At 45.3% G+C, this 16971-nt stretch carries 14 protein-coding genes and 1 pseudogene; 6 read left to right on the top strand and 9 right to left on the bottom strand.

Translation table 11 applies throughout. The features are described 5' to 3' along the window. Positions 1 to 428: 428 nt before the first annotated feature. Positions 429 to 2270 carry a calcium-binding protein gene (locus tag BMI79_RS03200; RefSeq protein WP_076940365.1) on the bottom strand — a complete coding sequence of 614 codons (1842 nt, stop codon included), beginning with the start codon at positions 2268 to 2270 and terminating at the stop codon, positions 429 to 431. 1797 nt (positions 2271 to 4067) lie between these two features. Here BMI79_RS03200 and BMI79_RS03195 point away from each other — a divergent pair. Together BMI79_RS03195 and BMI79_RS03190 are read left to right on the top strand one after the other, a co-directional pair. After that, positions 4068 to 5522 carry a hypothetical protein gene (locus BMI79_RS03195; RefSeq protein ID WP_076940364.1) on the top strand — a complete coding sequence of 485 codons (1455 nt, stop codon included), beginning with the start codon at positions 4068 to 4070 and terminating at the stop codon, positions 5520 to 5522. 181 nt (positions 5523 to 5703) lie between these two features. After that, positions 5704 to 6039 (top strand): annotated as a pseudogene (locus BMI79_RS03190) (ATP-binding protein); the annotation flags it as partial. A 66-nt stretch (positions 6040 to 6105) separates the two neighbouring features. On the opposite strand, the gene BMI79_RS23465 reads toward BMI79_RS03190, so the two are convergent. From BMI79_RS23465 to BMI79_RS03160, 7 genes are all read right to left on the bottom strand, one after another. Next, positions 6106 to 6639 (bottom strand): helix-turn-helix domain-containing protein, encoded by a 534-nt coding sequence (locus tag BMI79_RS23465; RefSeq protein WP_083704351.1) that lies wholly within the window; start codon positions 6637 to 6639, stop codon positions 6106 to 6108. Next, the gene (locus BMI79_RS03180) at positions 6639 to 6827 is read right to left on the bottom strand and encodes a hypothetical protein (RefSeq protein WP_076940363.1); all 189 of its coding nucleotides are present in this window, start codon (positions 6825 to 6827) and stop codon (positions 6639 to 6641) included. The genes BMI79_RS23465 and BMI79_RS03180 overlap by 1 nt, the downstream gene beginning before the upstream one ends. Positions 6828 to 6955: 128 nt before the next feature. Next, positions 6956 to 7072: a hypothetical protein gene (locus BMI79_RS24175; protein ID WP_244157303.1), complete on the bottom strand. Its 117-nt coding sequence runs from the start codon at positions 7070 to 7072 to the stop codon at positions 6956 to 6958. After that, entirely contained in the window at positions 7029 to 7223 is a 195-nt protein-coding gene (locus tag BMI79_RS24170; RefSeq protein ID WP_244157305.1) for a hypothetical protein, read from the bottom strand. The genes BMI79_RS24175 and BMI79_RS24170 overlap by 44 nt, the downstream gene beginning before the upstream one ends. Before the next feature lie 83 nt (positions 7224 to 7306). Continuing rightward, on the bottom strand, positions 7307 to 8272 hold the full coding sequence (locus BMI79_RS03170; protein WP_076940362.1) for a hypothetical protein: 966 nt from the start codon (positions 8270 to 8272) through the stop codon (positions 7307 to 7309). A gap of 3 nt (positions 8273 to 8275) precedes the next feature. Next, positions 8276 to 10216 carry an SMC family protein gene (locus BMI79_RS03165; RefSeq protein ID WP_208611165.1) on the bottom strand — a complete coding sequence of 647 codons (1941 nt, stop codon included), beginning with the start codon at positions 10214 to 10216 and terminating at the stop codon, positions 8276 to 8278. Continuing rightward, the gene (locus BMI79_RS03160) at positions 10209 to 12413 is read right to left on the bottom strand and encodes a sugar kinase (protein WP_076940360.1); all 2205 of its coding nucleotides are present in this window, start codon (positions 12411 to 12413) and stop codon (positions 10209 to 10211) included. The genes BMI79_RS03165 and BMI79_RS03160 overlap by 8 nt, the downstream gene beginning before the upstream one ends. Positions 12414 to 13236: 823 nt before the next feature. Here BMI79_RS03160 and BMI79_RS03155 point away from each other — a divergent pair. Then, positions 13237 to 14481 (top strand): hypothetical protein, encoded by a 1245-nt coding sequence (locus BMI79_RS03155; protein WP_076940359.1) that lies wholly within the window; start codon positions 13237 to 13239, stop codon positions 14479 to 14481. 42 nt (positions 14482 to 14523) lie between these two features. Here the strand turns inward: BMI79_RS03155 and tnpA are convergent, their stop codons facing one another. Then, on the bottom strand, positions 14524 to 14898 hold the full coding sequence (gene tnpA, locus BMI79_RS03150) for an IS66 family insertion sequence element accessory protein TnpA (protein WP_158069103.1): 375 nt from the start codon (positions 14896 to 14898) through the stop codon (positions 14524 to 14526). A gap of 22 nt (positions 14899 to 14920) precedes the next feature. Between tnpA and BMI79_RS23460 the strand changes: the two genes are divergently transcribed. The 3 genes from BMI79_RS23460 to BMI79_RS03140 all read left to right on the top strand — a co-directional run bounded on the left by BMI79_RS23460 (position 14921) and on the right by BMI79_RS03140 (position 16900). Then, positions 14921 to 15103, top strand: a complete 183-nt coding sequence (locus BMI79_RS23460) for a hypothetical protein (RefSeq protein ID WP_125828700.1) — start codon at positions 14921 to 14923, stop codon at positions 15101 to 15103. Between the two features lie 88 nt (positions 15104 to 15191). Further along, positions 15192 to 15788, top strand: coding sequence for a Cap15 family cyclic dinucleotide receptor domain-containing protein (locus BMI79_RS03145; protein ID WP_076940357.1), 597 nt, complete (start codon positions 15192 to 15194; stop codon positions 15786 to 15788). Further along, positions 15788 to 16900, top strand: a complete 1113-nt coding sequence (locus BMI79_RS03140; protein ID WP_076940356.1) for a nucleotidyltransferase-like protein — start codon at positions 15788 to 15790, stop codon at positions 16898 to 16900. The genes BMI79_RS03145 and BMI79_RS03140 overlap by 1 nt, the downstream gene beginning before the upstream one ends. Positions 16901 to 16971 lie beyond the last annotated feature (71 nt).

Below are 16971 nucleotides of genomic sequence, written 5' to 3'. Positions count from 1 at the left end.
AGCAGCTTCATGAATAAACCAAACGTCATTAGGCGCAAACAGTAGCCGAGCACGAATTTTTTTCCAGGCTTCCTCTTGTTTTCCCTGTTGAATCAACTGCGTCAATAACTGTCGCTGACGCAACGCATCGCTGCCGCCATTATTTTTTCCCCGCATCGTATTTTCCTGCAACCGTAAAGGAATAATTTCTTAATCTCAAGTTTACATTATGCTTACTGTACTTAAAAGCCTTCACTTAGAACGCTGTCCCAAAATCCTACACCCGCTAAATCAGAATCTCAGTATAATAAACACTCGGAGTATCAACTAAAGGACAAGATATAACTTTTATTCTTACTCCTGTGGAGGGAAGCTTCATGAGCTTAATTTTAAGCTCTCATTTAACCTCACCATATTGATAGCTTAATTAAACCAAATACTAAAACCAACTATATAACAGCTCCTAAGTTCAGTGAGAGGTATTCATCAATAATGGATGTATATGATAGAGGAGGTGTTTCACTCTGCATTATCCCTACTAGAGCCTCAACCTGATTGATATTTAATGATATCCCATCAGCAGTGTTTATACCATCTAGTTTTCCATTACAAAAAACAGGATCGTTACCATTCTCAAACCAATGATGTATCGTTATCTTATCAGAGGAATTTAATATTGAAATAACAAGGTTGTCACCATAGTCTGTCGAGCCTTTAACACGACTAAACCAAAGTTGATCTGAATCAATATTATTTAAAGTCAATGTGTCCGTATCACCTTTCCCCGCGATCTCATTATTGTATTCCCATATAACATCTTGCCCATCCCCTTTGCTAAAGATATAACTATCGCTACCTTTATAACCTTGTAATGTATCATTTCCCTTGCCACCAATTATTATATCATTGGTGCTGACACTGCCACTTATTGAATTATTCAAATCATTCCCTATCAATGTGGCCTGAGATTTATTTGATGCTGAAAAATACTTCATCATTAAATTCTCAACATTCTCTGGAAGGTGAAATGTTGTATTAGTATAAATAATTCCTGAAATTTCAACACTATCCCACAAGCCACAATCTTTCTCTTCGAAAATTTCATAGATGGCATTGGCTGCACCTATTACGTACTTATCATCACCTTTTCCACCATAAATATGATTAACACTATTGCTTTCTATGTAAATGACATCATTTCCATCCCCGCCAGTTAATGTATTTACTCCTGAACCGCCATAGAGAGTATCATTGCCTTTTCCACCGTAAAGAGTATCATTTCCATTATTACCTTTAATAATATTATTTAACTCATTGCCATATATTACATCATTACCTTGGGTTCCATTGACATTCTCAATATTTGCACCATAGGCTATGCCAATAGCGTTCGTCCCATCATAGGCTATTGAATTTAAGTATGATTTTTCCGGAGCAAGCTTAGAGACATCAATATATATTGAACTGCGTGTTCCTCCGTTAAGATTAACAACTGATCCAAGATTAAAGGCACTGAAATCAAGCGTATCATTACCCCCGCCATCCCAAATGGTATCAAAGAAATTGAGTTGCTCCGGGGTGTATTTATAGGTTGTGTTATCAGAATTGAAGGTATGATTTTCGCCATAAATATATTGCAAAGCCTGGATATCAAGAATACCATAACTAATGGCTTTTGCTTCTCCTAGATATACCCCATTAGAATCATATAAAGCCGTTTTTTCTTGAGGGCTATGTAAGGAATTCCATATTTGATTATAGGACATGAGCGTATCTAGGGTTGTAACTTCAGTGAGACCGCTTGCTTCTTGCCATTTTCCATTAACCATTATTTGAGTGTGACTGAGCCCCATTGCATGGCCAATTTCGTGCGCAGAGATATAAAATGAGGGAGGGGTTGTGACTCCATTAGGAGGATCTATTTTGAATACAAGTGTATTAATGTCATTAATACGAGTACTTATTCCACCAGACGCAAAACTGAGTTCATTGCTTGCCATAAAACGCAAGTCACCCATTTCATTTTTACTTTCATCCACCTCTTTAAAGGTTACATTGGCAAAAGTGCTGAAATTGTCCAATGATTTCCTAATTAAATCATTATAAGGGTTGTCTACTGGAATCGGTATGTAAGTAGTTCCAAACTCTGTACTAGGTGTAGGATTGGTGTAAGAGGTTTTAGCCATGCTCCATGTATATGTGTTACCACCGTTACTAGGCAATGCTTTGTATTGTCTCAGAATGAAATCAATTTCAGGATTGCCACTTAAAGGTATCGTTACATTTTCCATAAAATGTCCTTTTAGATGTAAAAATAAAAATTTAATTTATGTGTTTATGTTTTTACTTAATAAAACCTCTTCATATCATCAGTAGATATCCTGAAACCGTATCGGTAATACGACTGGAACGGAAAATATACGAGCCGATATTGTTAATCCCTTGCTGTATTGACAGGCACTTTTAATCTATATTTCTTACTGCAGTTACTCTTATAGTTAACCTAAAAATCAAAGTCAAAAAAATTTATAACTTTAAGTTCTCACTTAAAAATATTAAGGAAAACTTATAAGTCACAATGTTGTAGGGGGGCCAAACACAATCTCCCGAAGCGCCGTCTGCTTCGTGCAACGCGGAGAGGGAAAGATAAGGAAACTTCACAGTGGAGACCAAGAAGGCCCATTAGGTACGTTAGGTACATTAGGGCTGATCACCAACGCTGCCGTATTGCTGAGCACATTTTATATGCAGGAAGCATTGACCTATCTGCGAAGTATTTTGGAATCGCCATATCTCGGTAGACGATCCTGTTTACCGGGGAGCAATCCATCGACAGAGTTGAAAAAATCAATGATGCCATTGCTACGAGCTAAAAACAGATACAGTTCCACTTATTGGCATTCCTTATCTGTGATCGGTTTGTTAACGAGGTTTTAGCTGAGATCGTAAAAAGAGGCCTGTAGACGTTGTGTATAAGCGTCAAACCCACTGGTTGGAGGAAGTCGACGATCAACACTACCCAGCAGGTATAGGGTTACCCGTCGCGTTTTTATGTCCAGTTAAAAAGTGATTGAGTGATTTGTGATTGTCAGTCGAATGGCGTTCAAGTGTAAGTGATGTCGCGGTTGATTAAGCTGATACTCTACAGGCTTCTTATCGGCAGTTCAGAGTGACACCTTTCTGAATTTGCCCCTCCTATGGTTTGGACGAGAGCTGATTTTTGGGTTCTCCAGACACCAGGTCAAGCCATCAAAACAGCCCGGAGATGTGTCAGGGTGTGTTGCAGAGCATCAAGATTTATACCTTGGGGGACGGAGATATGGAGTTTAGATGATATTATTTTCAGCATTAATGCCAATCAGAAAAGAAATTCAAGGGTTGGAAAATGCGGGCCGCAACTAGCGGGATGAACGATTTATCCGGTATAGAATGTGCGTTCCGCCAATGAATTCCTGGCATTTTTCATATCTGTATATTAAACAAGATTATGACCGTACACCCCGGTAAATCATGGTTCCGTCCATAGCGCAGAAATCATTTATCAATATTGAGATCTGAATATTCATCTAAAGTGCTGCTAGGCATATCTATATCATCAGTAGAGTATATAAACCACTATATAGGCTTATATTATTATATATGGCCTTTGCCATACTAAAGGCCATACGCGTGCACATGCATAATTTCACGTTTCTTGACTTAATATTTCAGAAAATAATAATAACCATGATCTTATGGAGGTAGTACTAGTTAATAAATAGCCATAATAATAACCATAATAATAACCATAATAATAACCATAATAATAACCATAATAATAACCATAATAACCATCTTAATATAGGGGATAGGGGGTATTATAATGGCTCTGTTATTATACTCGTATATATGGTCTTGGTTGTCTCTAGAGATTGTCCTACAACATGGTTATTTTTTTACTGTTCAATCTTACGATTAAAAAAAATTTGTGTAATTCATGTTGTAAATATACATGTGTATATATTGCGTTATGTATTTTTTTTCAGGAGACGTTGGCATTACGTGAGTAATGTCACGTCGATTATATATTTTTTATTTAAGGTGAATCTATGGCTGGTTATTTTATTTCCCGTGGTATACTTGTGACTTCAGAAACGTATGATGCTTTTATTGCCGATGTTTATAAAATAAAGTTTACGGGTAAAGATAAGCGACAAGCCCCCCGCTTCTATGCGGATATCCAAGGATTCTTGCAACATCTTATCTGCAATACATTATTGTACGCCGATCAGACGCCAGAGAGTGATCCGTATACAGTTTACGCTCCTTTCTCCAGTAAGTTAGGTAAAAAGAAATTACCGTTTGTATTTGAACAATCAAAGTACCTTGTTTGTAAAAGAGCGTTAGAGCTTCTGAAAAAGGAAGGGATTATTAAGATAAAGCAGCATCATGTTGGCAAGAAGAAGTGTCGTGAGTTTGCGTTGAGTAAAGAGCATATTAAGCGCTGGTTCGGTGATTTTAATCACCGTGAGTATATGAGGAATGAACAACGTTATATTTATCTGTCCACGGCTGTAAAAGTAAGTGATAAGAAGACGCTCAGTTTCGATGATATGATAGGCCGGGCTTTGGATAAAATGAATAAGCCTAAGCATAAAACCCGCCATGTTTCACGTGAAACTGTCAAATATATGAAAGAAGTCTATTCAAATATGGGCGGGTTACGTATTAACCTTGATAAATGGCGTGACTTTGAACCAAAGGATGAAATCGAGGCTGCTCATAAAGCTCATTTTATTAGTCACCTATTGTCTCGTGGTTGCCGAATGGTCAGCAGTGTACCTCTGATTGTTGAGTATTATCCAGAATATAAGCTTTCTTCTAAAGGAACCCGCTCATTTGAGCTACACCGTGGTTTTCAGGGCATGAAATCAAGCCTGAAATGGAAGATCTTTGAAGGGTATAACTATGATATAGAGAGTAGCCAGTTCAATATTCTCAAAGGAGAGTTTAAGAAATACGGCATCAAATGTAGTCGTCTAAACGAACTGTCCAAGGAAAAGATAATGGAGCGGTTTGATATATCCAGCCAGTCTGCAAAAACATTACTTTATTCCTGCTTGTTCTCTCTTTGCAAGGTTAAACTGTCGCCCAAGAGTAAATCCTTCGCTATACTGTGCGATGAATATGGATATGATATGGCGGCAAAGAAGTTAAGAGCATGGGGCAAGTATATAGCACCGATTAAACGTAAGCTGGAAAAACTCATCACTATTTATATCAGTCAAGGCGTAAATTGTCCGGGCCGTGGACTGGCTATCCGCAATGCGGTAAGTCAGACCTATTTGTTGAGAGGGGAAAAGAATGAACCGGTCAAGGCAAGCGAGTGGGGGAAGATATTGGCTCATATGCTTCAGGGCTTAGAAAGTCGGGCCATCTATGACACTATCCTTGCTAATCCTGGGGTCTGCGGATCGATCGAGCATGACGGATTGGTCAGTAGTGAGCCTATTGAATGGAATCACCCTTACCTGAAATTGGTGCTCAAGCATAAGAGTGAATGATGTTAATTTGTACTGATAGCCTAGCGTGATAGGGGGAGGGTGTTGTTTTGAATGCCCTCCCTTTTGAGGCTTATTTCGTGGTGATAACGGCCCTTCTTACAATACCCAAAAATTAGCCTCAGGGTGTTTATTCCCGTTGAGTGGTGATATGAAAGCATGACACATTAGGTAATGTTGGGCACAACTGAGTTATGCCCGGGTGTTGATCCTGGACGAGATAGGCTATCTGCCAATGAACAGAGAGGAAGCGAGTCTGTTCTTCCGGTTGCTGAACCGCCGATATGAAAAAGCGAGCATCATCCTGACGTCCAACAAAAGCTTCGCAGACTGGGGAGAGATGTTCGGCGATAACGTGTTGGCAACGGCGATCCTGGATAGACTGTTGCACCACTCAACGACACTGAATATCAAAGGAGAAAGCTATCGGTTGAAAGAAAAGCGCAAAGCAGGTGTTCTAGCTAAAAACGAAACGCCAATCAATGAAGATGAAATGGCGGAAAACGGGCAACAAAAGTGATCAAATAGCGGACATTAAAAATGGCGAAAAACGGTCATAAATCTTGGCGTTGACAGAATTGCCAGTTCAACATTCCAAACAGACTCGTGGTTCATTTGAGCATCCTTGCTCGCCCTGAACTCCGGGCACACGCCAGGTGATATCCCAAGTCCACACCTGACAGGGCCCGGAAGCCGTGAACGTCGTCGGCGGTTTTACCCGGCTCGACTTGAGACGACGGCCACGATGATGCACTTCTCCATGACGACGCAGCACCCGGTAAAAGGTCGACTCACTTGCCAGATAAACGCCTTTATCCGCCAGTCGTGGCACGATCTGTGACGGTGGCAGGCTGGCATACTCGGGGTGATGGCAGACAGCCCGTATCTGCTGCTGCTCTTCCTCACTCAGGCGATTGGCGGGCACTGGGCGTATCGCCGTGGTTCTTCGGTCTTCCGGGGAGGTTTGCCAGCGCTGCCAGGTGCGTACACTGAGCTCAACTTCGCGGCAGGCCACCGCCCGGCGGGCACCGGCAGTGACGGCCTCATTTATCCACGCGATAAACTGCTGGCGTTCCTCTCGGGGTGCTCGTCGTGGCTGAGTTCCTGTATCCCCTGCCACTAGGGCAACAAGGCGGGCCAGCGTTCCGACAGGAGTTGCCTAATCACGCTTTCCCGGTACTGGCTGGTGCTGGTGCTCAAACCGCTTAATTGTGCCGCATGGTAATTGACGTATCCGGCCAGGCGGTAGGCCGCATAAACCGGCCATTTTTCCTGATGACGGCAGTTGGCAAACGGTGTACCACTCACCGGGGTGAAAGCCCGTTTGCACTCCCCGCACCGTTAATAATTATCGGCATAATGTGCAAAGCGATGACTGCGGCACCACGGACATACGGCTCTCAACCGTACGCAGGCGCAGAATGTGAATACTACTTTTAGCTAGGATGCCATTCTTTAATGGTATCCCGCGCCGCTTGGTCGGGCCGGTCGTGGGAGCCGCCATCGACCTCAATCACTCCCACCGGGATTTTGCCTACCTTGAAATAGATCACGAAATCGCAACTGGCGCACCATGAAGGCCCGTTCGCGGTCTGTCCAATGCGGGTTATTCGGTGATGCGATTTGATCCAGCTTGATCTGTGCGTGGTACATCAACGACTGGCACGCCGCGGCGAACAGCGCCTCGCGCAGCAGTTGCGCCACTAAGATCAGTCTAACCCTATACACAACTCAAAATATAATGGCACTGTCGCGTTAGACGCTAGACGCCATGCGTTTTCGCCCTGTCAGCGAGCTAAATTTTTCCAGATGTCATAGCCGATATACGCCAACGTTGAGGTAGCAAACAGGGCAAAAATGATGACAACGTAGCGGAGTCTACCCTGACTTGCGGCAATTTTCGCCTCCAGATGGCTCTTTTGCTGGCTCACCGCCTCGGTCAACGCTTGCTGGCTGGTTTGCAGAGACTCAATAGCCTGGGTTGGCGGGATCAGATGCTGCACCAGTGCTGCCTGGACGTCGGTGGACAGCGTTTCAAGGCCGCTTAACACTTCCCTCCGATCGCTTTCCTGCCGTTCCGCGAGCGTGGTCCGCGCCGTTTGCACACCTTGACTCACGCCCTTGAGCTGCTGGTCAAGTTCGCTTATAGAATGCTTTATTTGCTGCTGGGCCTGCATGACACTTTCCAGCTGTTCAGCCAACCGCTGGTCACGTTCTCGCGTCGATCGTTGCTCGCTGGCATTCGCCTCCAGGGAGCGGTTAGCAGCCAACAGTTGCTGCAACAAAGCATCAGCGCTGTCGATACCCGTTTGTTGATACTGCTGTATTGCCGTCTGGACACTCTCATTTTGCTGTCCAAGAACATCCGACAGTTTTTCACAGACCTTACCGGTCGCGGCTTTCAACTGGCTATCATAGTGCACCGATTGTTGGCTAAGCGCGGTACTAATATCCTGTTTTTTTTCTTCTACCTGAGTCGAAATAAACTCCCGCAGCTTACTTATCACCCCAGGAATATCGTCATCTTGCAGCTCACGTAACGATCTTTTCAGCGGATTGATGATTTCTTCGGTGTTTGCGCCTACCGCATTAATGGCATAATTGATTTCTTCAACCTTATCTTTGGTGTCCAGAACCTCTTCATGGAGTTTTTTTACCGAACCCTTAAGGGGATCAAGAGGTTCCTTGAGGATTTTTACCATTAACTCGGCGAGCGTTTTTTCTTTATTTTTTATTTCACTGGTCACGTTCATGTCTCACCCGGAATACTTTTCAGTTAAATTCATTAAATCTTCCCGCTGATTTTTCAACGCTACGCAGGATAAAATTTGTAATAGCGCATCACAGTCGTCACGTTCCTGAAATGCCGAATCCAGGCGCTCATTTAAGGTGTTGAGATACTCTTCATCAAGAAAGTGAACAAACTGCTCACAACGAGCAAGATCCTCCTGCGAATCCGTGGCAATTTTCTCTAGCTCGTCCTCATGCGAGGCGGTCTGTTGCTCAAGTGATGTCTTCTGCCGCAGGGATTTATTCTGCTCTCCCCGCAATACATCAAGAGTCATCCACTCGTTGGTGAGTTCGCTTTTGTATTCATTCCAGACGTTCTCTGCGGCAGCCTTCCATTGTGAGGTCCACAAACGAATAACTTCCGCTTTGGCTCTATCAGCGGAATGGATGACGCTGTTTTTGTCCGATAAAAAATTCGCCGAACTAAGATAGGTGTCGATCCAATAGTCATTGAGCGTATAGCGAATAGCGCTGAAGTTTTCATCAAGAATATCCTGCACCGCCTGGCGGGTAGGTTCAATATTCTTGCGGGCCACTTTTTGCCAGTATGCCGGCTGACTTGCCACGGCCAACTGGATCTTTTTTATTTCACTGCAATAATCGGCAATCATGCGGTGTAAAGTCGTGCATTTTTCGCTACTGTAATCTCCCTGTAATTTTAATACCGCTACCTTTTCCGCGGCTTTATCAATAAGCCGTTGGCTGGCAGATAACGCGTTATCTTTTAATAATTTGTCCGTTTGGTTTATTTTTTCCTGCGTCTGAGTCACCGCGCTTGCCCAGACCTTCAGTGTATTTTCTGTCTCTTGTTGCTGTTTTTGTAGCCCCAACAGTTCTCTTTCGATTGCCGCCGTTTTTTTCTCCTGAATATATTTAACGCTGAGGTGGGTATCCAGGGTACTGCGCAGCCGTCCGAGCGGGCTGGTCGATGCCGCAATCTGTTCCAGCAGTTCGTTACGCAAGCTGCTGACCATAGGGGCAACGCGGGCATACAGGGCGCTATCGTTTTCCGCCATACTCAGCCAGCTGCTGCCAAACTCGAGTGGAAAGTAGAGGTTCAGATCTTTCGCCGCGTCGCTCAGGCGGTTAAAGCGTTCGATCTGTTCAATAAGGCGCTGACGTAACTGCGTGATATCGGAAGCCGGATCGTTGCGAATCAGCATCTTCACCGACTGGGCTGAGTAAGAATAAGTGGTCACGATGCGAAACCGGTACGGCATCGCCTGCCAGTCCTCAATGCCCGGCAGCGTGATAACTTCCGGCTGCAGGAAGCTCAAATCGTCGCCACGACCAATCAGCAGCACCAAATCAGCGAAGGGAAGATAGGTCTTCGCCATTTGATTAACATGCTTTTGCTCTTGCGCATTCGCGGGATTATCGCCCGGCAGATCCAGAATACGCACGCCGGGCGCACCCGTGGTTTGCAGCCTGAAAAACCGACCCGGAATATGCACAATACAGGGGGAATCGACAACCAGTTCCCCCCGTTCCATATGTTGTCTCAGCTGCGCTAATGCCTCTGCCATCGCGTCGTCAGAGGTAAACCAGCGTTTTTCCGATTGCACAGACAATCCCCAGCGCACGTCCGGTGAACGGCGATACTCCATGGCGGTGGCGGTGGCCGATTTCCCGGCTTCGCGCCCGCCACGCAGCACCTGCGATAGCGTTGCCATCTGCTGAAGATCGATGCCCATCAGGTCGAGCAGTAAGGTGGTTTTTCCGACCTGTGTCTTACCAAAGATGACCACGTACGGCTCGGCGTCGCTTTCCCTGAGCTGTATTCTTTCCTGAACATCAGGACTCAATGTTTTAATCAGCCGCTCCCAGGCGCGAAAAGCCCACTCCGACTGTCGTGACTCTAGCCGCTGCCAGTAATCGATAACATTCCCGGACGTCATCTCACTCACCGCGGCTGGTGATTAACACTTGCAGACCCGAAGCCGATGAGCCCAGTTCATTGCGCAGATCGTCAATCAGGGCATTGACATCGGCAATGGCTTTCGCCAAACGATCCTTGCGCATCAGCATTTCGTCCATGTGATAACGCGCACGTAAGGTTTCACTAATCCGCTTACGCGCCGCGTTCATCGTCTCATCGAACCGATTGCGTAAATGCTCAACATGATGGTCATGAACGCTGGCAAGCATGGCGTGTGCCTGGGCGCTCGCTTTTTTCTCGAAGGTGCGCATTCGCGTGACCGCAGCTGCGGTAACATAGGCCGCCGCCACAACGGCGGTTACCGCAACGGCAGCAGGATGCATCATCACCGGCGCGGGGGGAACAGGTAAACCCGTCGGGTCAGTGGAAGGCTGATCCTGACCAAAGAGAGCGCCGAGGATATCGGATTCGCCGTCGCTGAGCACGTCAATCGCCAGCACCGCCGCCAGCGATTTTATTGCGGTCTTGCCAAGATCAACCCCTGCGTTGAGGGTTTGAACCCCTTCTGCCGCGACGTTACCTGCGGATGTTTCGCCATCGTCCTGCTCATGCGTGACGTAGGGTTGCAGCTCTTTGCAAATCTCAGGCATGGCGTACACAAGGCGGGTGTACTCCAGCGAGAGCACCGGGATCAATTCCACGCTTTTCCTGAACTGTTTATTCACCACCGTGGTGTTTTGCGCATTCGACGTGGTGCCATGATTTAGCAAAATATTGATATTAATTATTTTTTCCGCATCCAGCTGTTCGTGCTGCACGGGCTGCCCGGCGCTATTCATATAGCCAAGTGCTACCAGTTTCTCCAGCTTCGGTGATGCAGGCAAGTTTGGGCGATCGTTGCCGTTTGGCATGGGCTTGAGTTTCGCCGCCGTCAATTGTTGTAGGCTGTTCACATAGTCGTCGAAGAAATCAGCTGATGCGTCCTGCCATGAATCCTGAACCAGTTTCTGCAATTTGCCTTTTGTCTCACTGGCGGTATCAAATGCATTCGATACCCAGTTCGCAAATCCCTCATGCTCCTTGACCAGCCTGCGGTCCACATTCGCCTTCGCCGCTTCAAAGGTTTTAGCGATGCACGTTTTCACCTTTTTGGTGTGCTCTTCCCGCAGTTCCTGCACGGCGCCGTCAAACACTTCCAGAGCTTCGGTCAGCACCTGGCTGCCATCGTCCTGGCCGCCTTTATCACTGTGGTAATACAGACGTGACTGGGTGTGGATCATATTCATGACGCGCGGCAGATCCTTACTGACAATCCAGGTAAGGTGGGTTAACTGGAGATAACGGTCGGTTTGTCCGGAAAAGTTAAGGTCGTCAATGGCCCGGCGTAGGTGTGGCATCCATTCTGTTATGTATTCCGGATCGTCGGTGCCGGTTAAAATAATGTTGTTATCTGTATACTCGGCAGCGACATTGAAGGTTTCAGCCGCGCTTTTTCTTAATTCAGCTTGCCGTTGCGGATTATGGCGATACGCTTCTGTCTTGGAGATGACAATATAAGGTTTACAATTTTTAAGCTCTTTTTCCAGCATATCTTTGACGATTTCGAGTTGCTGCTGGTTTGCCAGTCGCGTCTCGTCGGTCACGATGATACAACCGCCTGCCGCGATCATCGCCTGACGCATCAGTTCCTGCCATTCACGATTCTCACGCTCTTGTTTTTCATAGCCAGGCAGCAGTAACCAGGCCTGGTTATTGCGGGTAAAATAACGCTGCGGTACTTTCAATACCGGCAGTAAATCCCCGGCACCAGGATCGCAGACCGCGCGCTGAAACTCGTTGACGTCGACGCTGACATCTTCCAGCGTCAAATCATTTCCAGTTTCGACCAGGCGGCGGACATAACCCTGCGCCACTTTAGTCTCACGACTCTCGAGGATTAGTACCGGCATTTTCTCGCCGCGTCCTTCATTACTGCGTAACCAGCCGCTACTGTCATGATGCAGGTCATACATGCTCGCCATCAGCGTCGTTTTACCCGCCCCTTGCGAGCCGCCTATCGCCACAATCCAAGTATCGGCGAGCACCTCAGCAAGCAGCAGTCGTCGCATGACCGCAAGTAATTTTTCATCAAGCTCCTCGCCTTCAAGTGCGGAACAGGCCCCACGTAAACGACGCAAAGCATTATTCAGCGCCTTGAGCTGGATTTCAGGTGATTCCATTGTCATTTGTTATCCTCGGCAGGTCTTAAAATTGCGAAACCTGATTTTATCAGGCTCTATCGCGTTAGGCTTGCGAACATCGAGGCAAGTTTCGCGCGTCCATTCCCGCCATATCATTTCCACGCTTTCAGATCTCATTATTGCCATTGACTGGAGCGCATGCTGGCGTCAAGAGTTTCAGATGCTCAGAGCTTCTTTGCTCTTTGAAGGCCGCGTCATTCTCTTGCTAAATCGTATTGAGCCCCTTAAACAGCAGGAGAATAATGACGTCCACGTCGCATTAGGGAAGCGCAGTTGGTAGTGGTTATGGGTCGGATATTTACCACCAGCAAGAATGTAGTCCTGAATGCTCATCTTTCTTTCCCTAAATGATGGTGTCTCATGACAAACGCGTATTCCCCTGAAAACATGGGTCATAGACACAGCTTGCCATCTATCCTCAAGCCCTGTAAGGCATCAGGTATCTTGTTGCAGGTAATCTGTCAGTGTCACGGGATTGTCCTTATCCAGCCAATTTTCGTTAAAAAAATTAACCATATAAAGCGAGGACCAAAAATAGCATAGGGCATAGGAGAAAAAAATAACGAGATGCTTGAAATGCTAAGGTGTGGCAGCAGGTGTTAACGAAAGAGAGACATCGCCGAAGTTCGAGTATTAACACAACGGATTGAACAAGGCCAAAGAGAAGTTCTTGGATTGCGCCACAGAACAACTACGTGCCTCCGAATGCTATGTACGCTTGGTGGTAATCCCTGAGTAAATCGAGTAAAAATTATCAACAGGAACTATATATGTGGGCATCATAATCAATAGCTAACGGAGAGCGAATATGATTGGGTTCATTGACAAAAGCAAAGGATTATTATTTTCAAGCATTCCACTGGATAATTCCCTTCACCATACGATGGAAACCATGCGGCAGGAAATTGAAAAGCTGGATAGTAATCGGTTTCTTAACACTGCCCAAGAAGACCTGAAAGATTATCTCGTTGAGAAATACAGTGTGACACCTGTCACACTGTTGCGTGAGCAATGGTATATCGAGCATCAGGAAGTGCAGGTAGATGTTCGTCACGATGAGCATCGTTGGATCAGTGATCGAAACAGGCCGGTTATGATTCCTGGTGAAAGGACTGAGGTTCACGTCCCGTTCGACGGTGAACCTGATTTGTTTTATGCCCGTCCCAATCGATTCACGATGAACCCACCCCAAGCACTGATTATTAAGAATGAGATAGTGTTACGCTATGATTCACCGGCTGATCATCCGCGTGATATTCGACCACTTGTAGATACAGTGTTGAGCGAGATTGAACAGCATCTGGAGTGGCAACGTGGCATGATTAATACGCACAACATAACGTTACCAAGTGAGGCGGAACAATGCATCAGGCAACGGCATGGGCGATTACTAGCACAATCACAGCGAATAGACTCCTTGGGTATTCCAGTCAGGCGACGTAACGATGCGCCAACAACTTATGCTGTTCCTACTGTGCGTCGTAAGGCCGTGCCGACACTACCTCCTGCAACTACCGCACAATTTAAACCTGAACCCGTCTGGGAACTGGAGTCTTACGAAGCGGCGTTAAAAATAATGCAGGATATGGCACTGGTTATGGAGCGCAGCCCTGCCGCATTTAAATCCATGGATGAAGAGACGCTAAGGCAACATTTTTTAGTGCAGTTGAATGGTCAATTCGAAGGTAATGCCACAGGTGAAACCTTCAATATGGAAGGTAAAACCGATATTTTGTTGCGTGAAGGTGATCGCAACGTTTTTATCGTGGAATGTAAGTTCTGGAAAGGTCCGAAGGCATTTGGTGCGGCTGTCGATCAGTTACTTGGGTATTCGACATGGCGTGATGGCAAAAGTGCAATTCTTGTTTTCAATCGGGGTACAGATACCTCAACGGTTCTAACTGGTATTGATAATACTGTGAAATCGCACGATAACTTCAAACGTGTGGTCAACTGGCCGCATGAAAGTGGGTTCAGATATATTTTACACAGCAACGGTGACGTAAACCGTGAGATCATACTGACGGTACTTGTGTTTCATGTACCGACGTGAATTAAAGATTTTTGATGAAACGGAAAATTAAAACAAGAACGGTCAAATCAGTGGGTAGGTGGCAGAATTATCGCCATCAGATAATGACAGCCATTCTGGCATCAACATGTACTGCCGTTTTGGTACCTTACAGTGACTCTGTAACTTCAGCAGCGAAAGAGCTGTTTGCCAGTGTATGGGCGAAGGGGCAGGATATTTCTCTCCTATGCCTAACTTATTCCCAGGCATCACTCGACGCGCAGGAATAAAGGCGGCGGGAACGGACACGGTAGCGTCATTGCGATGATGCTTGAGCCAGTAATAAAAGGTGGCCGGGTTCAGGTCATGCAGTCGGCAATAATGCTTTTTAGACAATCCACTCTGTTGCCAAGCGTCGAGATGTTGTTGCCGTTCACTGTGAGAATACTGTTTTGTCATATTTTGCCTCAGGTTCGTTGTATTGAATGAAGGCAGCATGTGGCAGCAGAGTTTGGCGAGCAATATGAGATCACCGGATGCTTACCTTTCCGTGCGTCATGTCGTTGGTGATTACCGTGCTAGCAGGTATTATTTTGCGATACATATTCCAAAAACTCCGTTTGCGCCGGTGCTGATTTTTAAGTATTTTGATGAACAACAATGAACAGCTTTTTGGGAAAAGACTAAAGAACGGCTGGATGGAATGGCTTCCGTTATCGCAAATTGATTAATGAATTCAGAGGAGCAGATAAATGCACGACTACGCAATTTTTGGGCATAGCAGAACCACTATAGGAAGATGGCTTGGTGTTGCATCTGTAATTTTGACAGGTGCCGTTTCTTCGTTGTTGGTCTGGCTATACGAAGCAACAAACATAGAAGCATTCACAACTGCCGTAATAACGCCAGCCATAATTTATTTTGGTCTTCACTATTATTTTGATAGGTTTGGCTGGAAAATTCCATTCTTCAGTATCCCCAATATTAGTGGCATATGGTCAGTGAAAGGTGAAACGCTAAATGAAGACGGTTCCACAAAGTACAACTGGGAAGCAGAAATAGATATAGAGCAAACCTGGGAAAAACTCTGTATAGCCCTAAAAACGGCACAGAGCTCAAGCGAAAGCTATACCGCCACACTTGGTAAAAAGCCGGGAACAAAAGGTGGCTGGATACTCCACTATAGCTATACTAACAACCCTGATTCCAATCAATACCACGAGTTGAACTCCCACAAAGGCTATTGCGAATTAGTTTTTAACAAAGACTTGACCCTCGGAGAAGCCGCTTACTTCAACAGTAACGGAAGAAGGACTTTCGGAAGGATGACTTTAAGGAAAGAACAATAATGATCAACTTTGAAAATAGACTGGCAAATCTCAAAAACCGCCGACAAGGGACAGCTGAGCGAGATCGACTAGAAAAAGGCATGTATTCGTACTATGGCGATCTCCGACTTACAGAAGCACATGAGAAACTTCACGAAAATGCAGCGATAAAATATGTGGTTGGCTCAATGGCAGCCGTTAGCTCAGAGTCCACAAAGGTATCAAAGGACGAAGGTGAAAGAGTCGCATCAACGTTGTTAGATATGCTTAGAACATCAGGAATCTATGCTGAAGCAAAAATGCAAGGTTCTGTCGCATTGGATATTCATATCGAAGGTCATTCAGATGTAGATATGTTGATACTAAAATCGGACATAATTACTATCCAAGGCCCAGCTTTACCTGGAACCGACTATTCAGAACCCAGCGATACCCGACCAATGGTTGATATTGTAAAAGAGCTTAGACTTCAGTCTGAAGCGAAACTCAAATCTCGATATCATGCAGCTGAAGTAAACACTCGCGGTGCAAAATCTATTGCTCTTAGTGGGGGAAGCCTGAAACGAAAGGTTGATATTGTGCCAAGCAGTTGGCATGACACCCATGATTATCAAAGAACAAAATTGGAGCACTTCAGAGCAGTAAAAATTTATGACAAAGACAATCATGCTCTAATTGAAAACAAGCCTTTTTTACACATCAAGAAGGTAAATGACAGGGATGCACAGTACAGTGGCAACCTTAAAAAAGTAACTCGGCTAATGAAAAACATCATTGCTGATATGCCTGATTATAAAAAATCGAAAGCCAAAAAACTTACAAGTTATGACATTGCTGCGATTGCCTATTCTATGAACGAAAGTTTGTATTGCAGCCAATACTTGCCGTTAACACTCCTCGAAAACCTGCGCTCATACTTGCTAATAATTTCGTATATTGATGACAGAAGGGACTCACTAATAGTCCCTGATGAGTCAAGAAAGATATTCAATACTGAAGAAAAAGTAGAGGCACTAAGAATACTCTACAACGAAGTAAATGACCTTGCTGAAGCAGTTCAAAAGGCCATTAATCCTTTGAAAGAAAAATATGATGGCGATGTCTTACGGAATCGACAAGTGGTGTTTTTCTAGGAGATTAAATGCCCTTCTCGGAAAGAGGGGCATCACACTTGATCAGAAATCCAGATGAAACTGGCACCTTT

Origin of the sequence: Serratia oryzae (assembly GCF_001976145.1) — a bacterium.
Lineage (GTDB): Bacteria > Pseudomonadota > Gammaproteobacteria > Enterobacterales > Enterobacteriaceae > Chania > Chania oryzae.
Note: the sequence above shows the minus strand (reverse complement) of the source record. Positions and strands in the feature narration are given on the sequence as shown.